The 24247-nt window shown below is 39.6% G+C and carries 21 protein-coding genes and 1 pseudogene; 10 read left to right on the forward strand and 12 right to left on the reverse strand.

Features of this window, described 5'->3' with window-relative positions:
* Positions 1-43 precede the first annotated feature (43 nt).
* A complete protein-coding gene (lepB, locus tag IV50_RS02620) occupies positions 44-664 on the forward strand; it encodes a signal peptidase I (protein WP_057744696.1) in 621 nt (206 codons plus the stop codon).
* Between the two features lie 96 nt (positions 665-760).
* Here lepB and IV50_RS02625 read toward each other — a convergent pair whose 3' ends face one another.
* The 5 genes from IV50_RS02625 to IV50_RS02645 are packed head-to-tail and all read right to left on the reverse strand — an operon-like array spanning position 761 to position 5850.
* Entirely contained in the window at positions 761-1447 is a 687-nt protein-coding gene (locus tag IV50_RS02625; protein WP_057744699.1) for an ABC transporter ATP-binding protein, read from the reverse strand.
* A 1-nt stretch (position 1448) separates the two neighbouring features.
* The gene (locus IV50_RS02630) at positions 1449-2378 is read right to left on the reverse strand and encodes a FecCD family ABC transporter permease (RefSeq protein ID WP_057744702.1); all 930 of its coding nucleotides are present in this window, start codon (positions 2376-2378) and stop codon (positions 1449-1451) included.
* Positions 2379-2393: 15 nt separating this feature from the next.
* A complete protein-coding gene (locus tag IV50_RS02635; RefSeq protein ID WP_057744704.1) occupies positions 2394-3287 on the reverse strand; it encodes an ABC transporter substrate-binding protein in 894 nt (297 codons plus the stop codon).
* A 1-nt stretch (position 3288) separates the two neighbouring features.
* Positions 3289-3996, reverse strand: coding sequence for an NEAT domain-containing protein (locus tag IV50_RS02640; protein ID WP_141324946.1), 708 nt, complete (start codon positions 3994-3996; stop codon positions 3289-3291).
* Between the two features lie 12 nt (positions 3997-4008).
* Entirely contained in the window at positions 4009-5850 is a 1842-nt protein-coding gene (locus tag IV50_RS02645) for a hypothetical protein (protein WP_057744711.1), read from the reverse strand.
* 230 nt (positions 5851-6080) lie between these two features.
* Here IV50_RS02645 and IV50_RS02650 point away from each other — a divergent pair, with 230 nt between their 5' ends.
* From IV50_RS02650 to IV50_RS02660, 3 genes are all read left to right on the forward strand, one after another.
* On the forward strand, positions 6081-6749 hold the full coding sequence (locus IV50_RS02650; protein WP_057744714.1) for a potassium channel family protein: 669 nt from the start codon (positions 6081-6083) through the stop codon (positions 6747-6749).
* Between the two features lie 297 nt (positions 6750-7046).
* Positions 7047-8408 carry an amino acid permease gene (locus IV50_RS02655; RefSeq protein ID WP_057744717.1) on the forward strand — a complete coding sequence of 454 codons (1362 nt, stop codon included), beginning with the start codon at positions 7047-7049 and terminating at the stop codon, positions 8406-8408.
* A gap of 204 nt (positions 8409-8612) precedes the next feature.
* Positions 8613-9254, forward strand: a complete 642-nt coding sequence (locus IV50_RS02660; RefSeq protein ID WP_162259498.1) for a FusB/FusC family EF-G-binding protein — start codon at positions 8613-8615, stop codon at positions 9252-9254.
* 142 nt (positions 9255-9396) lie between these two features.
* Here IV50_RS02660 and IV50_RS02665 read toward each other — a convergent pair whose 3' ends face one another.
* Positions 9397-9996 (reverse strand): Pycsar system effector family protein, encoded by a 600-nt coding sequence (locus IV50_RS02665; protein ID WP_057744722.1) that lies wholly within the window; start codon positions 9994-9996, stop codon positions 9397-9399.
* 258 nt (positions 9997-10254) lie between these two features.
* On the reverse strand, positions 10255-10734 hold the full coding sequence (rlmH, locus tag IV50_RS02670; protein WP_057744725.1) for a 23S rRNA (pseudouridine(1915)-N(3))-methyltransferase RlmH: 480 nt from the start codon (positions 10732-10734) through the stop codon (positions 10255-10257).
* Positions 10735-11464: 730 nt separating this feature from the next.
* Here rlmH and IV50_RS02675 point away from each other — a divergent pair.
* Positions 11465-12808, forward strand: coding sequence for a TrkH family potassium uptake protein (locus IV50_RS02675; RefSeq protein WP_057745922.1), 1344 nt, complete (start codon positions 11465-11467; stop codon positions 12806-12808).
* 226 nt (positions 12809-13034) lie between these two features.
* On the opposite strand, the gene IV50_RS02680 is transcribed toward IV50_RS02675, so the two are convergent.
* Together IV50_RS02680 and IV50_RS02685 are read right to left on the reverse strand one after the other, a co-directional pair.
* Entirely contained in the window at positions 13035-13718 is a 684-nt protein-coding gene (locus IV50_RS02680) for a ribonuclease H family protein (protein ID WP_057744728.1), read from the reverse strand.
* A gap of 57 nt (positions 13719-13775) precedes the next feature.
* Positions 13776-14450 carry a DUF6198 family protein gene (locus tag IV50_RS02685; RefSeq protein WP_057744731.1) on the reverse strand — a complete coding sequence of 225 codons (675 nt, stop codon included), beginning with the start codon at positions 14448-14450 and terminating at the stop codon, positions 13776-13778.
* 133 nt (positions 14451-14583) lie between these two features.
* On the opposite strand from IV50_RS02685, the pseudogene IV50_RS02690 reads away from it, so the two are divergent.
* Positions 14584-15177, forward strand: a pseudogene (locus IV50_RS02690) (TVP38/TMEM64 family protein).
* A gap of 68 nt (positions 15178-15245) precedes the next feature.
* On the opposite strand, the gene ppk1 reads toward IV50_RS02690, so the two are convergent.
* Positions 15246-17453, reverse strand: coding sequence for a polyphosphate kinase 1 (ppk1, locus tag IV50_RS02695; protein WP_069201667.1), 2208 nt, complete (start codon positions 17451-17453; stop codon positions 15246-15248).
* Positions 17454-17456: 3 nt separating this feature from the next.
* Positions 17457-18827, reverse strand: a complete 1371-nt coding sequence (locus tag IV50_RS02700) for a DUF2252 domain-containing protein (RefSeq protein ID WP_057744735.1) — start codon at positions 18825-18827, stop codon at positions 17457-17459.
* A gap of 108 nt (positions 18828-18935) precedes the next feature.
* Between IV50_RS02700 and IV50_RS02705 the strand changes: the two genes are divergently transcribed.
* The 4 genes from IV50_RS02705 to IV50_RS02720 all read left to right on the forward strand — a co-directional run bounded on the left by IV50_RS02705 (position 18936) and on the right by IV50_RS02720 (position 22608).
* Complete coding sequence (locus tag IV50_RS02705; RefSeq protein WP_069201668.1) at positions 18936-19436, forward strand: methylated-DNA--[protein]-cysteine S-methyltransferase; 501 nt, start codon at positions 18936-18938, stop codon at positions 19434-19436.
* 526 nt (positions 19437-19962) lie between these two features.
* Positions 19963-20616: a LysM peptidoglycan-binding domain-containing protein gene (locus IV50_RS02710; protein WP_057744737.1), complete on the forward strand. Its 654-nt coding sequence runs from the start codon at positions 19963-19965 to the stop codon at positions 20614-20616.
* A gap of 230 nt (positions 20617-20846) precedes the next feature.
* A complete protein-coding gene (locus IV50_RS02715) occupies positions 20847-21701 on the forward strand; it encodes a hypothetical protein (protein ID WP_057744738.1) in 855 nt (284 codons plus the stop codon).
* Between the two features lie 31 nt (positions 21702-21732).
* Positions 21733-22608: an abortive infection family protein gene (locus tag IV50_RS02720; protein WP_057744741.1), complete on the forward strand. Its 876-nt coding sequence runs from the start codon at positions 21733-21735 to the stop codon at positions 22606-22608.
* Positions 22609-22644: 36 nt separating this feature from the next.
* Here IV50_RS02720 and guaA read toward each other — a convergent pair whose 3' ends face one another.
* Positions 22645-24198 carry a glutamine-hydrolyzing GMP synthase gene (gene guaA, locus IV50_RS02725; protein ID WP_057744744.1) on the reverse strand — a complete coding sequence of 518 codons (1554 nt, stop codon included), beginning with the start codon at positions 24196-24198 and terminating at the stop codon, positions 22645-22647.
* Positions 24199-24247 lie beyond the last annotated feature (49 nt).

The raw sequence follows: 24247 nt of genomic DNA on the forward strand, positions 1-24247 counted from the left end.
GTCTATTATGTTAAAATGAAGTGATGTAAAGAAGGAGTCACATATGAAAATCATTAAAAGTATTTTATCTTGGATCATTCCGATTGCAGTTGGTTTGCTGATTGCATGGGGTGTTACGCACTTCATCGTGAGCTTTGTACGTGTTGATGGAACGTCAATGGCACCAAACCTTTCAAACAATGAACGTGTTGTTCAATTTGTGAATGGTAAAGTTCGACGTGGTAGCGTCATTGTTTTTGATGCGCAGGGTGAAGATCCCTCAGTTACCGAAAGCAAGAAGTACGTGAAGCGTGTTATTGGTGTTCCTGGCGACACAATTAGCGCAACGAATGGCGAAATTAAGGTCAACGGTAAGAAAATTAACCAAGACTATATTTCTGAGAGCCAACAATATGCAACAAACAATCCGGGGCCAGTTAATATTGGTAACTGGAGTAGCTTGAAGCAATTGGGAACACGCATGGAATGGCAACAAGCTAAGCCAGTCAAGGTTCCTGCAGGCAAGTACTTTGTGCTTGGTGATCATCGCTCTGTCTCAAATGATTCTCGTTACTGGGGATTTGTGGATGGAAGCAAGGTTTCAGGTGTGGTCAAGGTTCCATTCTGGGATAATAGCGACAAAAAGACCGCTATTAATGAGCAATGGAAACATTTTTTTGAATAATGGTCATTAAATAAGACCCACGGTTTTAAACCGTGGGTCTTTTTTTGGCAGATTTTAAAAAAAGTTGAACAAAAAAAACGCCAGTTGGCGTCTTTTTTAAAGTTCAGGAATAATTAAACGTTGCCCAGCATGTTCCACAATTGAAAGTGGTAACTTAAACGTCTCTGACAGTAAAGTTTCGTCCATTAATTCAGTGACACTTCCCGTAATCAGTTGTTTATTGGCATCAATTAACCAAATATTTTGGCTGTTACTAAAAGCCTGTGTTAAATCATGTAAAATCATGAGCACTGTGAAGCCACGTTGGGCTTGTAAAGTTGTCAGTGCCTTTAGGAAAATTTGCTGGTAGTACAAATCTAAGTAAGTTGTTGGTTCGTCTAATAGAAGTAAATCAGGTTCTTGGTGTAAAACATACCCTAACCAGACCAGTTGACGTTGCCCACCAGAAAGTTTTTCAATTGGTCGATCCAAAAGTTGTTTGAGTTGTAAGAGATTCAAGACTTCTTCATCAAGTGTGTCACGTTGAATGGTTAATAATGCACGTACAGCCAACGGTTCAAACAATTCATTTTTCTGTGCTAATAGTGCAATTTTATCGGGGATGCCAATAATCTGGCCACTCTCGGGCTGAATTGATTGTGTAATTAGATTAAATAGCGTTGATTTTCCGATGCCATTAGGGCCGATTAAACAAGTAATCTCATGATCAATTAGTTCAGCACTCGCATCGTTGAAAATTGTTTTGTTGCCAATGGCGTAAGAAATGTGATCTAAAGTCAACATGTTAACGGCCTCCCTTAATTAAAAGCAAAATGAAGAGTGGGCCACTGATAGCAAGTAAGACCGCACTAGCTGGCAGTTCAGTCGGCGCAACCACTGTTCGCGCAATGGTATCGGCATTTAGCAACAAGAGACTCCCCCACAAACTAGTTGGGAGGAAGAGTGCTTGTGCTTTTGCCTGTGGGGCCATTAAACGAGAGATTTGGGGTAAGACTGCCCCTAAGAAGAAAATCACGCCTAGTAGACCAGTAACGGCCCCAGACCAGAGCCCAACAATCGCTAAGACGAGGTAAAGCATGCGTGATTCCGGGACCTTCAGTAAGCGTAATTGCTCTGAATTTAGTGCGAAATACTTTAAGTTGGGCCAGACTAGAATTAACAGCATGATTCCGATGACCAACATAACGAGCAGTTGCCAGGTTTGGGACCAGGTAACAGTGCTTAATGAGGGCAACGGAACGCCGAAACCAGTAGTCGTTAATTGTGTTAGTGACTGAAAAGTCATGGCTGTGGCGATTCCAACCAAGATAAGTTGCATTGTTGAGCGTTGCTTCAGAATGCATAGACGCCAAATGAGAAGTAAAATAACCCCACAAATTCCAGCAATTATAACATTGGCATTCGTCAAAAATGGTAGCATCACAATAATACATAAAGTTAAAAACTGTGAACCATTCATAATGCCTAAAATTGAAGCATCAACTAAGTGATTGCGTAGCACAAGTTGCAATAAGATGCCACTCATCCCAATCATGGCGCCACCAACGACAGCGACAATAATGCGTGGAAAACGGTAGTTAATGGCAAGTTGCCAAGCATCAGAATGACCTTGTAGCAAAGCCGTGAGTGATAAGTGCGTGCTTCCTAACAGCAAAGCCGCCCCAATACTGATGATAAGGGCGGCTGCTAGGATCACGTTGTATGCTTTATGCATAACGTGGTCTCCTTTTTAATTTTTGTCTGCATCAGCAAGCCAAGTTTGAATTTGCTTAAAGGCTTTTGGAGCATTCATGTTGGCAGTCATGCTGAAGGTTGGTTCTTTAGCTTGGTAGACATGGTTCTCCTTAACAGCCTTGATGTTTTTCCAACTGTCAGACTTGAACTCTGTCTTGAAACTATCAAAAACACTTTGATCCATGGCGTGCGCCATTGTGATAATCACATCAGGTTGTTCCTTAGCAATTTGTTCAGTGTTTGGTTGAACATAGTCACTCTTAGAACTGCTTGTTGTGACAACTTTTCCGCCAGCACGCTCAATTAAATCACCAACATAGCTGTACTTGGTTCCAGCTAGGAATGACCCACCAGGCATCCCCATCAAAAGCAAAACCTTAGGATGCTTCTTCGTAGAAGTATCCTTCAAATCAAGCTTATGCTTCAATTCAGCAGCCTTGACAGGCTTATTGTAGGTCTTACCAAGACTAGTAATGCTGTTTTGTAAATCAGCAACTGTTTTGAAATTTAAAATTTCAGTGTGAATGTTGTCGCTTGATAACTTCTTTTGATAATCATCAACTAACGCTTGATCGACATAAACAGCATCTGGCTTTAATGAAACGATTTTTTCAATATTTGGTGAGACGTGATTACCCACCTGAGGTAAGTCCTTATAGCGTTTTGGCACACTTTGCTTTTCACCTGGCGTGGCAACACCGACAACCTGCTTAATCCCCAATTGATCAAAGACCTGGGTTTGCGCATTGGTTGTGGTAACGACACGCTTATATGACTTTGCATTATCACTGGCATTGCTTTGGCTAAAGGCTAGCCATAACCAGCCCCCAGCTAAAATAAGCAAAAGGACAAAACAAAGTGACAAGAGACGAATTTGTTTTTTTGACATGTTATTTCTTCCTTGTGGTATACCAGATTGTACCAATAGCAGCTAAGATACCAATGCCTAAGCCCCCAGCAACGACAGCCCCCACTTGTTTGAACATGTGGGATTTATCATCTGTGTTGTCGTCACTTGAGCTAGACACATCAGGTTGACTAGACTTGCTTGACTGGCTTGATTGTTGTTCTGAAGAACTGCTAGTTTCACTACTTTCACCAGCACTTGAACTACTGCTATCCGCTTGTGATGATGCGGATGAAGATTTTGCAGGTTCATCTTGTTTGATGGAACTTGCATCTAATTGCAAACCAACATTGTAAGTATGGTGGTAGTTAATGTTGTTCACATCGACTTTAATGACCGCGGCGTGACGTTCACTCAAATCTTTTGTTTGATATGAGTAGGTAATTGTTTGTGAATCACCGTTGTCCGCCCTGCTAACGTTGGCTGGAGCCCCATCAATACTAAGAATCTGTACCGGATAATCCCCGAGCTTTTTACTGGTTGTCACAGTTGAAGTAATGGTATAAATACCGTTATCGTCAGAAGTGACGTTCGCCGAATGCGCAAAATATGATGCGGCATATGACGTATCGTTTGTACCATCTTTAAGCACAGCTAATGGCACTGTTTGCGTATCCGCATTCACAGATATGGGTAATGCGAAGAGCGCAATAAATGCCAGAGCGAGGCTGATGATTAATTTTTTATGCATTTGTGTAGCCACCTATCCTCTAAAGATATTCCAACCAAGGGTTGTACCAATGTAGCCTAAGACGGCTGAGATAATCCCACCAATTGAAAGGAAGGTCTTGTTCATGTCTGACTTTTCTTTATCTTTATCTTGGGCCGTTGCATCAGGATTTTTGATGTTATCACCGTTTTTGGCGCCATTCTTTTTAGCATTATCAGCGGCCTTCTTTGCTGCAGCAAGACTATTAGCATTGGCTGCATTCAAGTTTGAGGCTGATCCCATTGGGAACGCATTACCGCCCATTGCGCCTTCGGCTGAAGAACTATCACCACCAGCAGATGGCGTACCACTGAATCCAGGTGTTAGACGAAGTGAGAATGGTTGTGATTCATGGATGACACCAGGAACATCGACGTCCACATGTCCAGCAATGACTGATTCAAGTTCAGACTTAGGCAAAGTGACCGTGTAACCATTACCTGAACGACTAGCAGTCTGACCACCAAGGGTCATGTGCGTAATCATGTTGGCTGAACTAGCACTATTGGCAAAGACTGTAATTATGGCATTGTTACCCTTGATTTCAACGTGAGCAGCGTTAAGCATATAGTTAGCCATGACAGAACTCTCACTAGTTCCTTGCTTTAGGAAGTGGGCAGAGTAATTGTAGTAACTGTTTTTGGCGACAGCGACACTACCGCCAGATGCTCCATTGCTTTTGTTGGTATTAGCTGATGGAACTGGCTTTCCAATTGAACCGGAACCGGTACGCAACGAAGAAGCATCCCTCTTACGGATTTTTGGATTAGTCAAAGTCAACGTGAATTCAGGGTTCTCAGTAAATTTTTCGCCACTTGATAACCGAGTTGAAACACTAACTTTTCCATCGAATGTAACGCTGCCACGTTTTGAAATTTCTTTCGTACCTAGGTTAAAGTAAAATTCATTGCCACTTTTCTTGAAATAGCCATGACCGTTTAATTTCATATCTTTAATCATATTAGCAGAAGCGGGACTATTTGCACTGATCACAATGTATTGATGTCCACCTTTGTAATACATTGTGGCTTTAGTTGACATGAATTTAGCCATGGTAGATCGTTTACCAGTAGTTTTGTTTTTGTAGTTGGCTGTGTAATCGACGATATCCTGTTTATTAGCGGGATTACCAGACTTACGATCTTGTTCTCGTTCCTGTGCTCTTTTTCGATCGTCAGCTTTTTGTTGTTGTTCCTTACGACGATTTTCAGACTCTCGTTCAGCTTGTTGTTTCTTTTCTTCCTGCTTTTGTTGTTCCTTACGACGATTTTCAGACTCTTGTTCGGCCTTTTTTTGTTGGTCAGTTTTAGGATTTTCAGGTTTAGGCGCCTCGGCCTTTTTAATGCTACTTGTATTGATTTGGATATCAACGGGTTGCTTCTCTTGGAATGGTTCGTCTTCACCTATGTCCGCCACAATTCCAACATAACCCTTAAGAACGCCGTTGATTGAAGTTGATGGCACAATTACTTCAAAAGCGTTTCCCTTTCGGACCGTTGGCTTACCGTTAACTGTAAACTTTTTTACCATATCTGCACTGGACTTACTCTTAGCAGGGAAAGAAAGAGTTGCGTTGGCGCCATCGATGGTAACAGTTGCTTCAGGCTTCATGAACTGAGCCATGGTTGAAGTCAATTGTGTGCCAGATTTGTAGTAATTCACAGGCGTGTTAGGGTAAACACCATTAGCGTAAGGTGCGCTTTGATTTACAGCTGCTGGTTGAGCGGCAACCGTTTCAGCTGAGATAGTTGATGTATTTTGGGGGATTGCGATTGCGAGTGTTGAACCTAAAACAGCACTTGAAAATAGCAAAAATAATTTATTTCTTTGTTTCATGGTTCGTCTTCTACTCCTTGGATGATATATTTATAAAATTGAACATATTCATTAATTTGTCATTTATTATTATATGCCAAAAAAGTCCAAAATAACAGCGATTTAAGGTGCAATTAAGGCAATGGAATATGTTTTTTGAATTGATTCTGGCAGGATTCTATTAATTTGCGTTTTTCAAACCAGGTTGGTGTTAAAATAAGATAACGTAATTGAAGGTTAAGGAGAAAGCTATGCAACAGACATATGCCATTATTGGCTTGGGACGTTTCGGAAGTTCGTTATTAGAAGCATTAATCAACGCCAATCAAGAAGTACTGGCGATTGATAAAGATCCCGAGCGAGTTGAGGACTACATGGAAGTCGCAACACACGCCGTGATTGCTGACGCGCAAGAAGAAGAAGCGCTCGTTGAATTGGATTTGACGAGTTTTGATCACGTGGTGGTATGTATCGGGCACAATCAACAGGCTTCAATTTTGACGACGATTTTGCTTAAGGATTTGGGCGTGCACAATGTGATTGCCAAAGCCGAAAACAAATTGCATGCGCGTGTGCTTGATAAGGTTGGTGCAGATCAAGTCGTGCGCCCTGAGACCGAAATGGCGCAACGTTTGGCGGAACAATTGATTTCACCAAACGTGTTGAGTTTCGTTGATTTGGGGGATGCGACGGCCTTTGCTGAAATTAAGGTAGCTAACTTGAAGTTTTCTAACCAGACCATTGCTGAGTTGGATATTCAAGGAAAATATGGTTTGACAGTGGTTTCAATCAAGTCACAGGGCGATATTACAATATCCCCAGAAGTCGATACAACCGTACAAATCGGTGACATTATCACGGTGATTGGTAAGCATAGCGATGTCCAAAGGTTGGATGAGGCATTGGATAAGACGAAGTAGTCTGTATTGACTTTGTCATGTTTTGCTGATAATATAAATTTTTATTGTGAATAGTCAGTGAACAAAGCAGATTAGTCTCTATTTAATTTAAAAGAATAGGCAGAGAGCTCGGATGGTGGAAAAGAGCAAATTAAAGGACTAAGTGGAACTTTGGGAGATCAAGACAATAATCTTGGAATTAAGTTGCTCAACCTAGGTTGAGAAATAGGGTGGAACCGCGTTAATTAACGTCCCTATGTCAAATTCAAAATTTGGCATAGGGGCTTTTTTTGTCCTTATGCATACGGAGGTATTATGATGGAGCAACAGGAAGAAAAACGTGAGTTATCACGCGGCTTAACATCCCGCCATGTGCAGATGATTGCCATAGGTGGGGCAATTGGAACGGGACTGTTCTTAGGATCAGGAGAGGCCATTCGGACGGCGGGGCCAGCGCTAATTCTAGCGTATGCTGTGACTGGTTTCTTTGCTTACTTAATGATGCGAGCAGTCGGGGAACTACTATTATCAAATACAAAACTACGTTCATTCATTGATTTCGTGCGTGAGTATCTCGGAGAACGCTGGGAATTTGCGATTGGATGGGCATATTGGTTAAGTTGGGCCAGTCTGGCGATGGCAGACTTAACCGCGACCGGAATATACATGCGGTTTTGGTTCCCACAGCTACCGCAATGGGTGACGCCACTGATTGTGGTGGGGATTTTAATCCTGGCCAATCTGATTAACGTTGGATTGTTCGGGGAGCTCGAATCGGCTTTTGCGAGTGTGAAAATATTTGCGATTTTGGCGCTAATTGTGGTGGGACTCTGGATGATTGCGACTGGCTTCCAAACACACGGAACAACGGCATCATTTAGCAACTTAGTTAGTCATGGCGGATTCTTTGCGACTGGCTGGGGTGGATTTATCTTGGCCTTTCCAATGGTTATCTTTGCCTTTACTGGAATTGAAATGGTGGGGCTAACAGCTGGTGAGACAAAGCACCCTGAAGTTGACTTGCCAAAGGCAATTCACGCTGTGCCTGTTCGAATTGCGTTGTTCTATGTCGGATCAATGATTGTTATCATGTCGATCTTCCCATGGAACCAATTGAACCCAAGCCAATCACCATTTGTGCAAGTCTTTGCTGGAATCGGTTTGCCTGCAGCAGCGGATTTCGTTAACTTTGTGGTTTTGACGTCTGCGATGTCAGCAGCCAACTCAGCCATCTTCTCAACGTCACGAACTTTGTACATTCTGGGTGAGAACAAGCAAGCACCAAAGATGTTTGCCAAGTTGTCAAAGCAAGATGTACCTGTGAACGGTATGCTTGCCTCTGCTGGAATTTTCTTAGCAGTCGTTATCTTGAATTTCTTCTTCCCATCTAAGATTTTCGTCTTAATTACGGGAGTTGCCACGATGAGCTTTATCTTTGTTTGGATCATTATTATGGTTACGCACATTAAGTACCGTAAGACCAAGGATAGTGCTAAGTCATCGTACAAGATGCCATTCTTCCCACTTTCAAGTTATGCCACGATCTTATTCTTCGTCGCTGTCTTGGTGGTTATGGTGTTCAACAAATCAACACAGATTTCTGTGATTGCAACGATTATCTACTTTGCTTTGATGCTGTTCGGTTATACCGTTTGGCAGAAGCGCAAAGCTAAAAATTAATAATGAAAAACCGGAAGCTCCATTGTGGGGCTTCCGGTTTTTTGGTTGTTAGCATGAAATGGTTAACTTTCTTGACATTTTTTAAGGGATATTGTTATACTCCTCGTTACTTTAGTAAAGAGAAGAGGGTGATGAGAGTGCAAGCTCAACAGGCTTCTTTTATTTTGTTTAATGTTGTATCGCAAGCAAAATAAAGGACAAAAAATGATTAAACCAAATGAATATGTAAATTTAAAAAATAAAATTCACGAATTAATAAGTGTATACAAGTCAGTTAATGATAAAAATGTAGTGACCACTATTAAAAATGATACGTTCGCCTTAGGCGTTCAATATGGAATTGAACAGACTGATGAATGGAAGCATTTAGTCCAGGCAGTTGATGAGATATCGTGTTCGCATCAAAAAGCTGATAAGTTCCTATTAGGAATCGAAACGCTAGTCGTGCCTTTTGCTATGCCTAGTACAAAACAAATTGGCAAGTTATTTAAGAAATATAAAAAAGTACCTGATTTTGAGCAAAGTGAATTTGATTTATACGAAACCTCATATCTAGGTGTCAATGATACAGGGAATGCAAAAAAGTTTTTAATTTTACCCAATTCTGAAGGTCAATTATTTGGTGTTATTGGTGACTTTGATGTACAAGTAGTTAATGGTTTGTGTGCTGTTTGTCATACCATTGGGAATGTATCGTTGTTTTCTACGAAGGTTAAGCAGCGTGGGGCTAATGGTAACTACGTAAAACGTGGCAATTATATTTGTCGTCATTCGGAAAACTGTAATCATCAGTTAGTTGATTTGGAAAATTTATACAATTTTACTGATTCTGTTGTTAAGTATTAGTCGTGGTACTAGATAAGTTGAGGGTTTAGAAGATTTAACGGCTCAATTAACTCTAAATTAGACTTTTAATCGATAGATCGAAAACCCCACCCAAAAATCAAATGGGTGGGGTTTTTCTTGTTCAATTTTATGAGAATAGGTGCTATTTCATTTTAAGCATAACCAAACCAATTACAAAGAGAATAATTAGGCTGAGAATGCTAGTAAATGAAATGAAAATTCCTCGCTTCAAAAAATGATACTTCTGAGAGGCAATCTCAGAGTTAATATAGAGTTGTTTTTCTATTTGTAGAATTTGTTTTTGTGAGTCATCTATTGTTGATTTATACAACTTGGTGAAATCATTAAATGCCATATTGCTTACTGAATCGAAAAAATAAATTGAGTCATCACCAGAGGAGGTTTCTTCTGTGTACTTTTTATTTAGTCTGGGAATTAATGTGGTAATTAAGTAAGTGAGCCCAATAAAAAGTCCTAGTATTGCAGCAAGGGATATAAGTAAATATAATATATTCCAAAATGAACGGGTTTCTAAATTATGTTTGACTATTTTCTTGGCTATCTTAATAAAACTATCTCGAAAGATAATTCCAAATATAATACTTAACGCAGTAATCATGATTGACGCTTTAGTATCCGAACGTTCTATTAGTTTAGTTGTTCGCTCCAAACTGAGGTTTAGGTCTGAAATAAGTTTATCCGTATTGTTATCTGAGTTACTTTGTGCGTTTTCTGTTTCCATTAATTTTCACCTGTTCAATATATGTATTCGATACATATAAATATAACATTTATAAAAATTGATTCAAATAGTATCACTAAGAGCTTTTGTTATTAATTTTGACGTTTACAATATTAAAAAGGATACTATTACACAAATATATGATGTTCTGTGAGAAACTCACAAGTAATTATTTTACTATTGATTTCTGTTTATAAAGAGCCAAGCAAAGCCTAAAAATTAAAAAAGAGTGAAACATCTTAGATGTTTCACTCTTTTTTACTTATGATAGGGTGATCCTTCATTAATCATGAAGGCACGGTAAATTTGTTCAGTCAGCACCAAGCGCATCAATTGGTGCGGCAGTGTAAAGCGTCCAAAACTAATTTGCGTGTTCGCACGCTTCAAGACTGCTGGGGCTAGTCCAAGAGACCCACCAATGACGAATGTAATGTCAGAGGTACCGTGAACCGCTAAATCAGCGATTTCGGATGCAAGGTCTTCACTAGTGCGTTCTTTACCAAGGATAGCGAGGGCAAAGACATACTCACGATCCTTGATTTTGCTCAAGATACGTTCGCCTTCCTTTTCCATAACCTGATCCATTTGTGCTTGCGACAATTGTTCGGGCGCTTTTTCGTCTGGAACTTCTACGATTTCAAATTTTCCGAACTTTTGTAAGCGTTTGGCGTATTCATCGATACCCGCTTTCAAATATTTCTCTTTTAACTTTCCAACACATACAATTTTGATATTCATTTCGGCCCTCGTCTTATAAAAATCTTTATATTTTTTTTGCTTTGTTAATAAATGTGGATAACTTGTTAATAATTGTGATTTAAACACGTTTTCCACACGAACAAATGCTTGTCATAAATCGTAACAATCGGCTATATGTCAGTGTTTATCGTGTTCGCCTGTGTGTATATCTATGAGTTATACACAATTACATTGTAACCTGTGGATAAACTGGTGAAAAGTGATTAAATACGTACTTATAGCTTATCATAATTTAGGTAGTTGCCAACAAGTTTTCCACTTATCAACAGTTTTCCACAGTATAATTTTGCTAGGCAGAAGTTAACACCAAAAATGGATCAACTTTTATCATCGAACGTTCGCTTATTGTGGTTAAAAAACGATGTTCAGTATGCAAAAAAGAATAAAATCACTATAAAACCGAACATATTGTGCTTGTTTTCTCAGAAAACAGATTTATACACAAATTATGTTAGTTTTAAGCTAATTAACTAAAATCAAAGCCGATACTGCGGGCTTTTTGCAAAGTACAAGTGTTTCCCCAGACTTATCCACAGCTAACTTTTCCCCATCTTTGAACGGATTAGGGGTATAACTCACTTAGTTATCAACAAGTTATCCACAGGTAGAAGTTGTGAAATTTACTTTTCCACAAGTTTTCCCCAAATCGTGTGTATAACTTTTGGAAAACTTCGGTATAATGTATGAAGAAGTGGGGACTAACTTAATTATGAAAAAATTTCTTGATCGACTTACACCGCCTCAGATTTTAACCTTCGGATTTTTGGTAATTATTGCCACTGGGACGCTTTTGTTAATGACACCTATGGCACACCAACATGGTATTCGTGTGTCTTTTATTGATGCTTTATTCACAGCCGTTTCAGCAACGGCTATTACAGGTCTGACAACTTTGAACACCGCCAATACATGGTCCTACTTTGGTCAAATTGTGATTTTATTGATGATTGAAGTGGGGGCGTTGGGGTTCATGACCTTCACCGTGTTGCTTTTAACGATTACACGGCAAAAAATTGATTTAAAAGCGCGGCTACTCATGCAAGATGCACTGAATCTGCGAAACTTAGCTGATGTTAAAGTTATGCTGACATATGTGTTCTCGCTATCGGCAATTATTCAGGTTGCCGGAGCCTTGCTCTTATCCTTTGACTTTATTCCAAGATTTGGAGTGGGCAAAGGAATTTATTTTAGTGTTGCGCACTCAATTTCTGCCTTTGGAAATGCGGGTTTCACATTTTTCGCGCAACCAGTGTCCATGTTTAAAAATGATGCTTACGTTCTTATTGTATGGATGTTATTAATTTTGGCAGGTTCGCTCGGCTTCCTAGTTTGGCGTGACCTCTTGTCATATGGTAAACATCATCGTCGCTTGAGTCTGCATACCCGACTATCTTTGGTCACGTCGGGCTGGTTAATTTTGTTTGGTTTTATCGGCTTTATGATTACTGAACGCTGTTTGAATCATCTGACCGGCGTTAACCTCTGGGATCGGATTTTAGACACGTTGTTCCTTTCGATCGTGCCACGCACGGCCGGATTTGAAGTTATCCCAATGTCGACAATATCAACAGGAGGGCTCCTTATCTTGATGGTGCTCATGTTTATTGGTGGGACACCAGGTTCAACGTCTGGTGGAATTAAGACAACAACTCTGGGAATTCTATGGTTGCAATCGGTGGCTACATTACGTGGTCAAGACCATGTGAACTTCCGTGATCGCCAAATTAGTCAAAAAAACGTGATTAAAGCATTGATGTTAGCAGTTGTTTCAATTGGCTTCGTTCTCTTTGCAACACTAATTTTGACGCAAACAGAAACAATCCCACATGGATTTGGAATAGAATATATCACCTTTGAAGTAATTGCGGCGTTCTCAACGGCCGGCTTCTCGCTTGGACTTACACCGCATTTAACAGTCATCGGTAAAATCGTGATTATGTTTGTTATGTTCATTGGTCGTGTTGGAATCTACACGGTTATGTTCTCGGTACTAAACATTCATCAACAGCCAATGCATCACCAATATCCAACTGAAGAAATTATGATTGGATAAACTTAATAAAATAAACCCTGGTCCATTGTGATTAGGGTCTTTTTTTAATGAATATGTTTTGTTTTTCACAAAGTGTGGTGGCTAAAAGTTAAGCAGGCTTAGTTTTTTGTTCGCCTCCAAAAAATATTGATTTACATAACCACTAGTGACGCGACAAGGTCTGTATATTCATTCACAATCTATTCAAAATAAAAGCCCCGTCATTAGACGGGGCTTTTTTACAATTTTAGAGTGCATCCATAGCTTCGTTAAGTAATTGGTCTACTAAAATGTTACCTTGACTGGTAGCGTGACCTTTTACCCAAATGAACGCTAGACGATTGCCTAGTTGTTGAACCAATTCGTAGATTTGTTGCCAGGCAGTGAGGTTGGCAATCTCACCGCTCTGCTTTTTCCATCCGCTAGCTTGCCAATTGTACATCCAGTTGGTAACACCATCTAAGACGTACTTCGAGTCACTGACAATTGTAACTGGGGTTTCAGTTCTTTGTGCTTGTAATAATGCGTTAATCAGGGCTAGAAGTTCCATCTCGTTGTTGGTACGTCCTAAGTATCCCTTAGCATCTGTGTAAACGGCCTTGGTTAAATTAGCACCGGAATAGATGGCAATCGCCCAAGCCGCCTTATCGCTTGCCTTAACATGACCACCAGCGTGATTACCGGTGTTACGGTTACCTCCATCAGTAAAGATGTAGAACCGATTCGGATCTGCTTTGAAACTACCATCATAGGCGGTGTCATATTGGCGGTTGGTTTGACGTTGGGCATCTAACCAAGCCTGTGCTTCTTGTTTTGTGGTAAACCCTTTGAACTTAGGGGCGGGCTTAGTTTTCGTTAATGGTTGAACTTTTGACCATGGCTCAGTGTATAAGCCTTCGTTTTTATTTCCATAAATGGCGTATGTTTTCATATTTGACTCCTTTGAGCAATAAAAAAGAATCCATCGTTAAACGGATTCAGTAACACATTACAATTCCTTCCGGTGCACAAGATGCGGAATCAGTAGCTTATCAGCACGTGAAATCACAAAGCCTTGGCAGAAGAATGAGAATAGGGTTCCGATGTTAACGGCAACTAGCTTGTGCGTAAAGAGCCAGATTAATAATGAGATGGTCATCGGAATTGCAAAGTTTAGTGTCTGTGCGATAACGACATTACCATGGAAGTACTTGAAACGTGTGACGTTGGTCAAGTCATCTAATGGATGCAAAAACTTAGCCAAACGTTGTGTGACTGAAATACCCATTCCAATCATGGTGATACCTAAGATATCGAGAATTAAACGAGGCCAGTAGTGTAGGTGGCCAACGCCAATAGACTTGAATCCAGTGGCTGTCGCGCCAATCACGACACTGAAGATGAACACAAAGGCTAAGTTTCTAAAGAAACGGCCTGCATCAAAATCGTGTAAAATAAAGATAACAGCCACAGCAGCGATAAATCCGAAGCCGAATAAGAAGATATCAATTGGTAGTTGGGTAACGTTCGCTAGATTGGCCGCAGCTGCGGTCCATGGAGCAGATCCCATATTTGTGGCCACGGTTAGTCCGTTTCCAATCGCATTTAATAGTAAACCTGCTAGTAAGAATGTAATACTCTGAATACTTGTTAATTCTACGGTTTTTCCGTTGTCATTGTACATATATTATTTCTCCTAATCTCTATATTTTAACAAATATAGAACAGCTTGTTAGGTTGAATTTCACAAAGTGTTGTCTTTTATGATTATTTAAAGATTAAATGATGATACTCAACATATGATAGGGGGCGAAATGATGACCTTAAAAACAAAGCGTCGAATTATTAATTATATTTCATATGCAGGATTGCTTGTGATGGTCGTTCTTGCTATTTGGCTATATCGTATCGGTGCGTTCACAGACCCTAAAGTGTTAAGGCGTCTGGTCGAAAGTTGTGGGATTTGGGCGCCAATTGTTTTTGTTTTCATCCAAATTATTCAAGTGGTAATCCCAATTATACCTGGCTGAATTTCACTAGCAGTCGGCGTCGTTATTTTTGGTCCGCTGTGGGGATTTATCTATAACTATGTCGGAATTGTTGTTGGATCATTAATTTTGTTTGGCCTTGGTCGACGATATGGGCATAAAATCATTGATGTATTCGTGAGTGAAAAGACACTTGATAAGTATATGGATAAACTTGATGGTCGAGGCTGGCACATTACGTTTGCGCTACTTATCTTGGCACCTGCGGCCCCTGACGATGCCCTAGTTCTATTAACGAGTCTAACAAAGATGACTTGGCGTGAGTTTACGTTAATCATCCTACTTTGTAAACCAGCAACTATCATTGCTTATAGTGCAGCATTAGTTTATGGTGCCGACTGGTTAACGAAATTCTTATCATAATAAATCAAACAATAAAACCCATGTGTCCCAGACACATGGGTTTTTAAGTGCTTACTTAGTCAGTTTTTTTATTTAAAGATAAGTAGCAGTAACAGTGCTAGTACGAGCAAAGCTAATGCCATGTTCAAAATACGAGCATACTTTAATTGTGCGGATAATGATTTAGGTGATGTACTTGAAGAAATTGTTTCACGTGGAACAGGAGCATTCACAGGTGAATGTTCATCAGTAATCTCACGGATAAATGTTTGCTGTGCGGATTTACCATTTGGAACGTCATGCTTAAAGTAGCGTCCATCTAGGTTTAAGAACGATCCATCGACGTCATCTTGGCTGTAAACTTCAATGATATTAAGTAACTGTTGGCGAATTGTTGCATCCAGAATTGGCGCAGCTAATTCGACACGGTTATCCATGTTTCTTGTCATTAAGTCAGCTGATGAGATCCACAAACTTGGTTCTTCATCTGAAAAGAACGCATAAATACGATTGTGTTCCAACAATTCACCAATGATACTTGTAACAGTGATGTCTTCCTTATCACCACAGACGCCCAACTTCAAACAACAAGCACCTCTAACGATGATACGGAATGGAACGCCTACCTTTGCCGCGTCATAAATTGCCTCAATCACTTCTTGGTCAGTTAAGGCATTCGTTTTTAAGAAAACATGGCCTTGACCGGTGGCTTGATAACGTTCGGTGACATGCTTAATATTTTGAATAACCATATCTTCAATTCGGTGAGGGGATGCAGCCACGGTTTCATAGTGCGGTGGTTGTGCGTCATCCGTTTCAAGATAGTTGAAGAATCGAGATAGATCTTTGACATAGGCCGGGTTACTTGAAAAGAGATTCAAATCAACGAATTGGTTAGCGGTCTTTTCATTATAGTTACCGGTACCGATATGCACATAACCGGTGGGATGTGATCCGTCGTTTTTTAAAACAAGACATGTCTTGCTATGCACCTTCATATGCTCCTTACCGAAGTATACGAAACAACCAGCATCTTCAAGTTCCTCTACGATGTCGAGGTTGTGTTCCTCATCAAAACGGGCCCGTAACTCAACGATGACGGAAACATGAATACCTTTAGCTGCCGCTTCTTTTAAGAGCTCAACAACCTTGGAGTTATCGGCAACACGGTAAATGGTTTGTTTAATCGTAACAGTATGAGGATCATTTACCGCCTCTTGAAGGAAAGTGAGAAATTGATCGAAATTATCATAAGGATATTGAAGTAGCAAGTCTTGGTGATTAAGGTAATCAAGCATAGGCTTGTTTTGGGTCCATTCACGCCCGGCAAACGGGGTGTAAGTTAACTCAGGATGTTTTTTTCCATAGATTTTTTCAAATTGGAATAGGAAAGTTAAATCCAAAGGGCCGGGAATGTTATAGATTCCTGTCTCACGGACGTGTGTGAGCTTCACTAATTGTTGGAATAGTTGAGCTTGAGGACTTGCTTCATGGGCTTCAATTTCGACTCGGGTCGTGTTACCACGTTCACGGGCGGCTAAGTAGCGTTCCATATTAGCGATGGTACCTTCTGAATTTTCATCATCCATATCAATTTCCATATCGACATCTTTATCGCGTGTAATACGGAAAGTCAATGATTCCTCAATTTCATGGTCCGGGAAAATTTCCGAGAAATTGTGCCGAATCAAGTCTTCAAGTAAGACAAATTGGTCCAATTCGGTATGTTGAAGACGGACTAACCGACTGAGCTTTGGCGGAATAGGAATCAGACGAATCGCATTTGGCGCTGTATCCGCCAAGCGGACCGCAATAATCAACGTACCATCTTTAATTTCAGGACGACTATGTAAATTATCATAGGTAACAACATTTAAGAAGGGTAAAATGCGTTGATGGAAATAATGATTCGCAGTCTCTTGCTCATCTGTACTTAATTGATCGTATGGATTTAAACTAAATAGTTTGTGTTCATTAAAAATTGAAAGAATCTGATATAAACTATCATATTGTTGTGAAATGTTTTTACTGTTTCGAACGTGAATTTGGGTCAATAACTCTTGTGGTGTTAAGCCAGACTTAGGATCAATGCCATCGCGACCTAAGCTAATCTGATCTTCAATGCTGGGGATGCGGACATTGTAGAACTCATCCAAATTATTTGAACCAATGGCTAGAAAATTAAGTCTTTCAAGCAAAGGGGTGTCAGGATTGGTTGATAGATTAATCACACGACGATTAAAAAGCAGCCAACTTAAATCACGGTTATAAAATTCGCCTGCATAAATATCTTTCATAAGCTACTCCTCAGTAAATGTTTCATAATCATATTCGACTTGTTGGAGATAATTATTAGCAAAATCAACGAAGGACTTACTCATCCAGTCATGACTTTGTAGATAACCAATAATCATAGGGAAAGTGGGAGATTGGCTGTGGGCACGCGCCAATAAGATGACACAAATCAAGATGTAGTCCTGATAGGCGGACCAATCGAGCTTTTCCAGGTTGATTGACCCTTTCATATCCTTAAATTGACGGACATAAAAACTATGTTCGTCGGTATCAAAGTAACCTAGGAACGTATCCGAGGCACTTTGTAGAATCAACTGACTATCGACGATGTTTTCACCTTGCGTATGATGATGACTTCGATAGATATTCGAGTCTTGATAAATAGGGAGTGCTTGCTTAATTTGAAGTACTAAATGATTGTTGTCAGCATCTTCGAGCAGCATTAAGTAACATAGTGTACCTACGCTACCAACACCAACACTGTGTCGTACAATGTCGATAATATGGAAATCTTCCAAGAAGAGACGGACATCACTGCGAGAGTTCGAGCGATAATTTAAATAGCCATCGGTAATTTTCTGATAATCGGCCGAATTAATATGGATGGTCACGGGTGCATTTTCAATAAAACGACGTGTACCATCATCACGGATTTCAGTGTATTTTTTGACAGCGTAGTTAGAATCACTACGCAAAGCCTTTTTAACACTCTTTTGGACCAATTTATCAAACGATGCTTCAAAGCTCTCAGAAGACTCTTCTAACTTACCGAAAATTTGGGTTAAGTTATCCAACGTACTTGGTAAATAAAATTTTTGAAGTGCTGGTAGCTCAGACATGTGGATCAAAGTATCACGGTACGTATCAACGACTTTAATGAGAAACTTGTTTACTTTCTTCATCTCCAGGTCTTGTTGCTTTGCCACGAGCAGGCAACTAACAAGGAACCGTTTCAGATCGTATTCCCAAAAGCCCATTCGTGATTCATCAAAATCATTCATATCGAAAAGTAATTGTCCTTCGGGAGATCCGTAGAACCCGAAATTACCCAAGTGTGCATCACCACCAATCAGAACATGAATATTACTGTTTGGATGTTTATCCAAGTCATAATTCATAATATCTACGGTACCACGGAAAAATGCAAAGTCGGATTTCGACATGCGTTCACGTTTTGTTTGCAGTAGATCCTTTATGAGAAGAGAGTTGCGGACATCCATAATCTGCTTGACGTCTCGCTTTTCAGCAGGGAAACCACTAATGTCGGTTTTAGATACGTTCGTACCCATATTTTTTCCAATTTGAATTAAACTGTCATTATCAACAGCTACATCGGTATTTTTAAAGTTATAAGGTGAATTTGGTTTGCGTGCCATTATTGGGTCCTTTCACGATACACATTACTGAAATTGTACTATATTATAATAGATATGTATTCAAATCCTAGCGCTTTTAACCCGTAACTTAAGGAAAGAAGGTTGAAAATGACTCCAAAATTATACTATGACCAAGTTGTTTTTGAATCACAGACCTATTTAGTTGCGTCTACTGATGACGGCTTGGCATTTGTGGGTTCGCCAAATGCAGGCCTCGAAGAACTGCAGCGCTTCTATCCAACAGCTGACTTGGTCTTAGATCAACATAAAAACCGAACGGTTATGTGTCAACTTAAGCACTATCTTGAAGGAAATGGAGATTTATCGGCAGTAAAACTTGATATTACGGGGACTCCATTTCAAGAAGCCGTCTGGGACGTGTTACGTGGCATTCCTTTTGGAAGTGTTGTCACGTATCAGGATATTGCAGATAAGCTTGGCCGCCCGCGTGCAGCTCAAGCTGTGGGTAATGCAGTGGGGAAAAATCCAGTTCTGATTGTTGTGCCATGTCATCGTGTGGTCTCAAAAAGCAAGCAAGGCTCAGGTTATCGTGGAGGAATGCTCATGAAAGAATGGTTGATTGCACATGAACAAAATGTAGCTAAGTAATAAAATAATAGCTATAGATAGACTTCTAGTGGAGTCGAAATGAATTTGTTGAACTAAAAATGAAAAGTTTCTTCTATATAAAGGGGAAATATGACACTCATTAAAAAAGCTAAATGATGTTGTTTTTTTGGCATGATTATAACTTTTAAGTGGAAAGTGTTAAATATAGGCCAAATAAGTTAATAAAACAGTATATTTATAACGTAACGCTGTTGCGCTGTTGTAATTAAAATTGTAAAAAAAGTCGAATATAACCAAAAACAAATCTTTTTTCAAAATGATTTGTTTTTTTTTAGTCAAATTCCCTGATTTATATTACAGGCGCTAAGTGTACATATAAACACGTTTTGAAACGTTTTACTCGTTTTATATGTCGTAACTATGCAACATTTGTAACGAAACGTTATATGTATGATATTCTACAGAGCTTTAATCACGGTATAGTATTCCTTGTCGTTAAGAGCGACCAACAAAAACTAAAAAATATAAATTATAAACGTATAAAACACAGAGGAGATTTATTTCGATGAATATCAAACAAACAATCATTATGACAACTGCTGCTGCTGCCGGATTATTGGGTGCTACTGGAATTGCTTCTGCTGATCAAGTTACTGTTAAGTCAGGTGACACACTTGCTGCAATCGCACAAGCTCACAACACAACTGTTGAAAACTTGGCCTCAATCAACGACATCAAGAACATCCACATGATCTATGCTGGTGATGTTCTTGAAACTGAAGGACAAGCAACTGCTGTTGCCGCTGCTCCAGCACAAGCTGCTGTTCAAGCACCTGTACAACAAGCTGCTGCCCCAGTTGCACCTGCTGTACAACAAGCACCTGCACAAGTTGCTGCTCCTAAGCAAGCCGCTGCACCTGCTGTTGCCGCTGCTCCAGCACAACAAGCTGCTGCTCCAGCCGCTTCAGGTTCAACTTACGCACAATTCATCGCCAATGGTGGAACTGATGCAATGTGGAACACAATCGTTCGCCCAGAATCAGGTGGAAACCCTAGCGCCGTTTCACCAAACGGTTACCGTGGATTAGGTCAAACTAAGGAAGGTTGGGGAACTGGTTCAGTTGCACAACAAACTAAGGGTATGGTTAACTACGCAACTTCACGTTACGGTTCAGTTTCAAACGCCATCTCATTCCGTCAAGCTAACGGTTGGTGGTAAGATTTAATCTTATATAAAATAAAAGCTGTTTCCGATTTTTCGGGAACAGCTTTTTTGTGTTCTCATCGATTACGAATAGAGATGGGCTTAAAAATAATCAAATAATTATAGTAGCGTAGCTGATAATTGTATTCAGTACCCTTTAGAGGAAATTATTGACTTTGTTTATTGAGCATTTAGTTTTTGAAAAAAATTAAAAATGCTATAATAATTCGAAAAGAGGTATTAGAATGGTTGATTCAGCGTTTTCAATAGAACAAAATGAAGAAATTTCAGCAAGATGTGCACAAGAAAAGTCACACCTTGGTCAATTGACCGATAAGCGTAAGTTTTTGTGCAATGGTTGTGGAGTTAAACTAACTTGTATTAATTGGGGAAAGAACCCCTCAAATATCAAACGATGTTATTTTACCCCTACGGATAGAAACGTACTACACTACTTAGATTGTCCAAAAATTGATAGTGTTGAACGAAAATCTCAGATAAAAAAAGAATCAGATATGGCTACAAATTTGATCCAAACTGGAAATGAAATTAATATGTGTGTATCTAAAGAAAAGGCAATTTCAAATATTATTGATGAGAGTATTAATTCATCAATGATGAATGTCACTAGAAGTAAAAACACACAGATAAATTCGCCAACTAAAACTTCAAAGAAAGCAAATTTATATTCATTAGCAAGCTTTGTTGAACTATATGATAATCCAAAAATACAAAATGAAAGTACAATTATTAATGCTAGTGGAGAAAAAATGACTCTTAATGAACTATTTAAAGAGGCAAACGATTTAAATAATTCAAGTTCAAAAAGCATACATATTTTTTATGGAACTGGTAAGTTGGAAAAAATGTCAAAGAATAATGAAATACTGATGATTAAATCTGATGACTTTCCGAAAACTATATTTGCTAATTTAAAATTGGTGGAGAGATTGAATGCTAATCTGATTAAGAAGTATCTTGGTACAGGAGAGAGAGTAAATGTTTATTTTAGAGGGCGGTATGACATGAATGATGAACATCCATATAAACCATTTCACGATGGAAAGGTCTATATGGATGTTTACTTTACAAATATGTGACTAAAAATGATGTGGGAGTGGGGCCATTGTTGTGGGAGAAAAAAATTTTGACTTACTACAAACAAAAGAGATTGAAGAAATACTAAATGGGGATAGAGGGACCTTTCCGTATTTATCAGGACAGTCAATCCTTGGTAAAGGTAAAAAGTTTGGGGCAGTTATGCCGAAAGAAGTTGGGATGAAATCAAGATGGCAGTTGATGGAGAAACTTCTACAAGAGATGGCTCGTCTCGATAAAACAGAGGTGTTTCTTGCTGATTTAGTTTCAAAAGTTGCTTTGAAAGATAGAATAGAAAATGCAAAAGATGCAAATTTTGAAATTAACCCTTATGAAAAAATGTCGACGGAACAAATTTATAGATCATTAAGACATGATGCATTGGCGGATTTAAATAATCAACTATTCTTTTCGGGTTATAAGCTATTCGATCATGGGAGTTTTATTGAAATTATCTACCTAACTGAGACACCCAAAATTGAAGTACCAAAAAATATAATTACTAATGATTTTGTTCAGAATGTTTTGGATAACGGTGAAAAGGATTTAAAAAATGGGGATTTTGCTAGTGTAGTAACAAAATCAAAGACAATATTAGAATCAATTTTTCGGCAAATATTAGATGGTGCTGGTAAAAGCTATTCTAAAAGTCCAAATTTGAAGGAATATCAAAGTAAGGTGTCGGAATTATTAAATATGAAATATTCTGACGACTGGAATTCAAGAGTTAGAAATATGGTGTCTTCGTTAAATAAGTTAGTGGATAGTATTAGTGAATTAAGAAATAAGGATAGTGATGCACATGGTAGAACTAAGATAGTAAATATTGATGCAGCTGAAGCTGAGTTATTATTAAATACATCAATTTCGTTGGCCATATATTATCTGCGAGTAGCAGATAGAAAATAAAAAGCGCAGGGCCTCAGACCTTGCGCTTTTTATTTATTATTCCCACTCAACGGTTGCTGGTGGCTTAGCTGTAATATCGTAGACGACGCGGTTAATGTGGTCGACTTCGTTGACGATTCGACGAGAAATCTCGTTCAAGATGTCCCATGGAATGCGTGCAAATTCAGCAGTCATACCGTCAACAGATGTGATGGCACGAATAGCAATTGTGTAATCGTAAGTACGGATATCACCCATGACACCAACTGAACGAACGCCAGTTAGCACCGTGAAGTATTGCCAGATTTCGTCTTCAAGACCATGCTTGGCAACTTCTTCGCGCAAGATGGCATCAGATTCACGGACAATTTCTAGCTTGTCTTCTGTGATGTCACCAAGGACACGAATACCAAGTCCAGGACCTGGGAATGGTTGACGCCAAACAAGTTCATGAGGAATGCCAAGCTTCTCACCAAGTTCACGCACTTCATCCTTGAAGAGTGTGTTCAATGGTTCGATTAGTTGGAATTGCATGTCTTCAGGCAATCCACCAACGTTGTGGTGTGACTTGATTGTTTGAGCAGTGTCAGTACCTGATTCGATAACATCAGTGTACAAAGTACCTTGAGCCAAGAAATCAATACCATCAAGCTTAGTAGCTTCTTCATCGAAAACTTGGATGAATTCGTTACCGATAATCTTACGCTTCTCTTCAGGATCAGAAACGCCAGCTAACTTGTCAAGGAAACGATCTTGGGCGTCGACCTTAATGATATTAAGACCAAACTTACCTCCAAGGGCTTCCATAACTTCGTTAGCTTCGTTTTTACGGAGCAAACCGTGATCAACGAAGATTGAAACTAATTGGTCACCAATGGCGCGTTGTAACAAAACACCAACGACAGATGAGTCAACTCCACCTGAAAGACCTAGAAGGACCTTCTTGTCGCCAACCTTATCACGGATTGCTTGAAGTTGTTCTTCGATGAAGTCATCCATTGACCATGTACGATCAGCATGGACAGCGTTATCGATGAAGTTTTCAAGAATCTTCATACCGTTTTCAGTTTGGCGGACTTCAGGGTGGAATTGTACACCGTAAAAGTTATGCTCACGGTCTTCCATAGCAGCAAATGGCGTTTGCTCAGAAGTGGCCGCGACCTTAAAGCCATCGGGAATTGCTTCGATCTTGTCACCGTGTGACATCAAAACAGTTTGTTCCTCAGGTGTGTCGGCAAAGAGCAAAGTCTCAGGATCGGTTACCTTAATGGTTGTTTCACCATATTCAGCAGTGTTGTCTGCCGCGATAACTTTACCACCTGGAAGCATGTGGGCCATTAATTGCATACCATAACATACCCCTAGAATTGGTAATCCAAGATTAAAAATCTCAGGGTCGATGGTGAAGGCATCTTCAGCGTAAACTGAGTTCGGTCCACCAGAGAAAATAATCCCCTTAGGATTGATTTCTTTGATTTGTTCCGCAGTCAAAGTATGTGGCTTAAGTTCTGAATACACACCCAATTCACGAATGCGTCGTGAAATGAGTTGGTTGTATTGTGAACCAAAATCCAATACGAGAATGGTGTCGTGTTGTTGTTCGTTCGCCATGGTGGCCTCCTTTTTAATAATTGTCTTTATTATACGGGAATGACGCAAA

Origin of the sequence: Weissella viridescens (assembly GCF_001437355.1) — a bacterium.
GTDB classification, from domain to species: Bacteria; Bacillota; Bacilli; order Lactobacillales; family Lactobacillaceae; genus Weissella; species Weissella viridescens.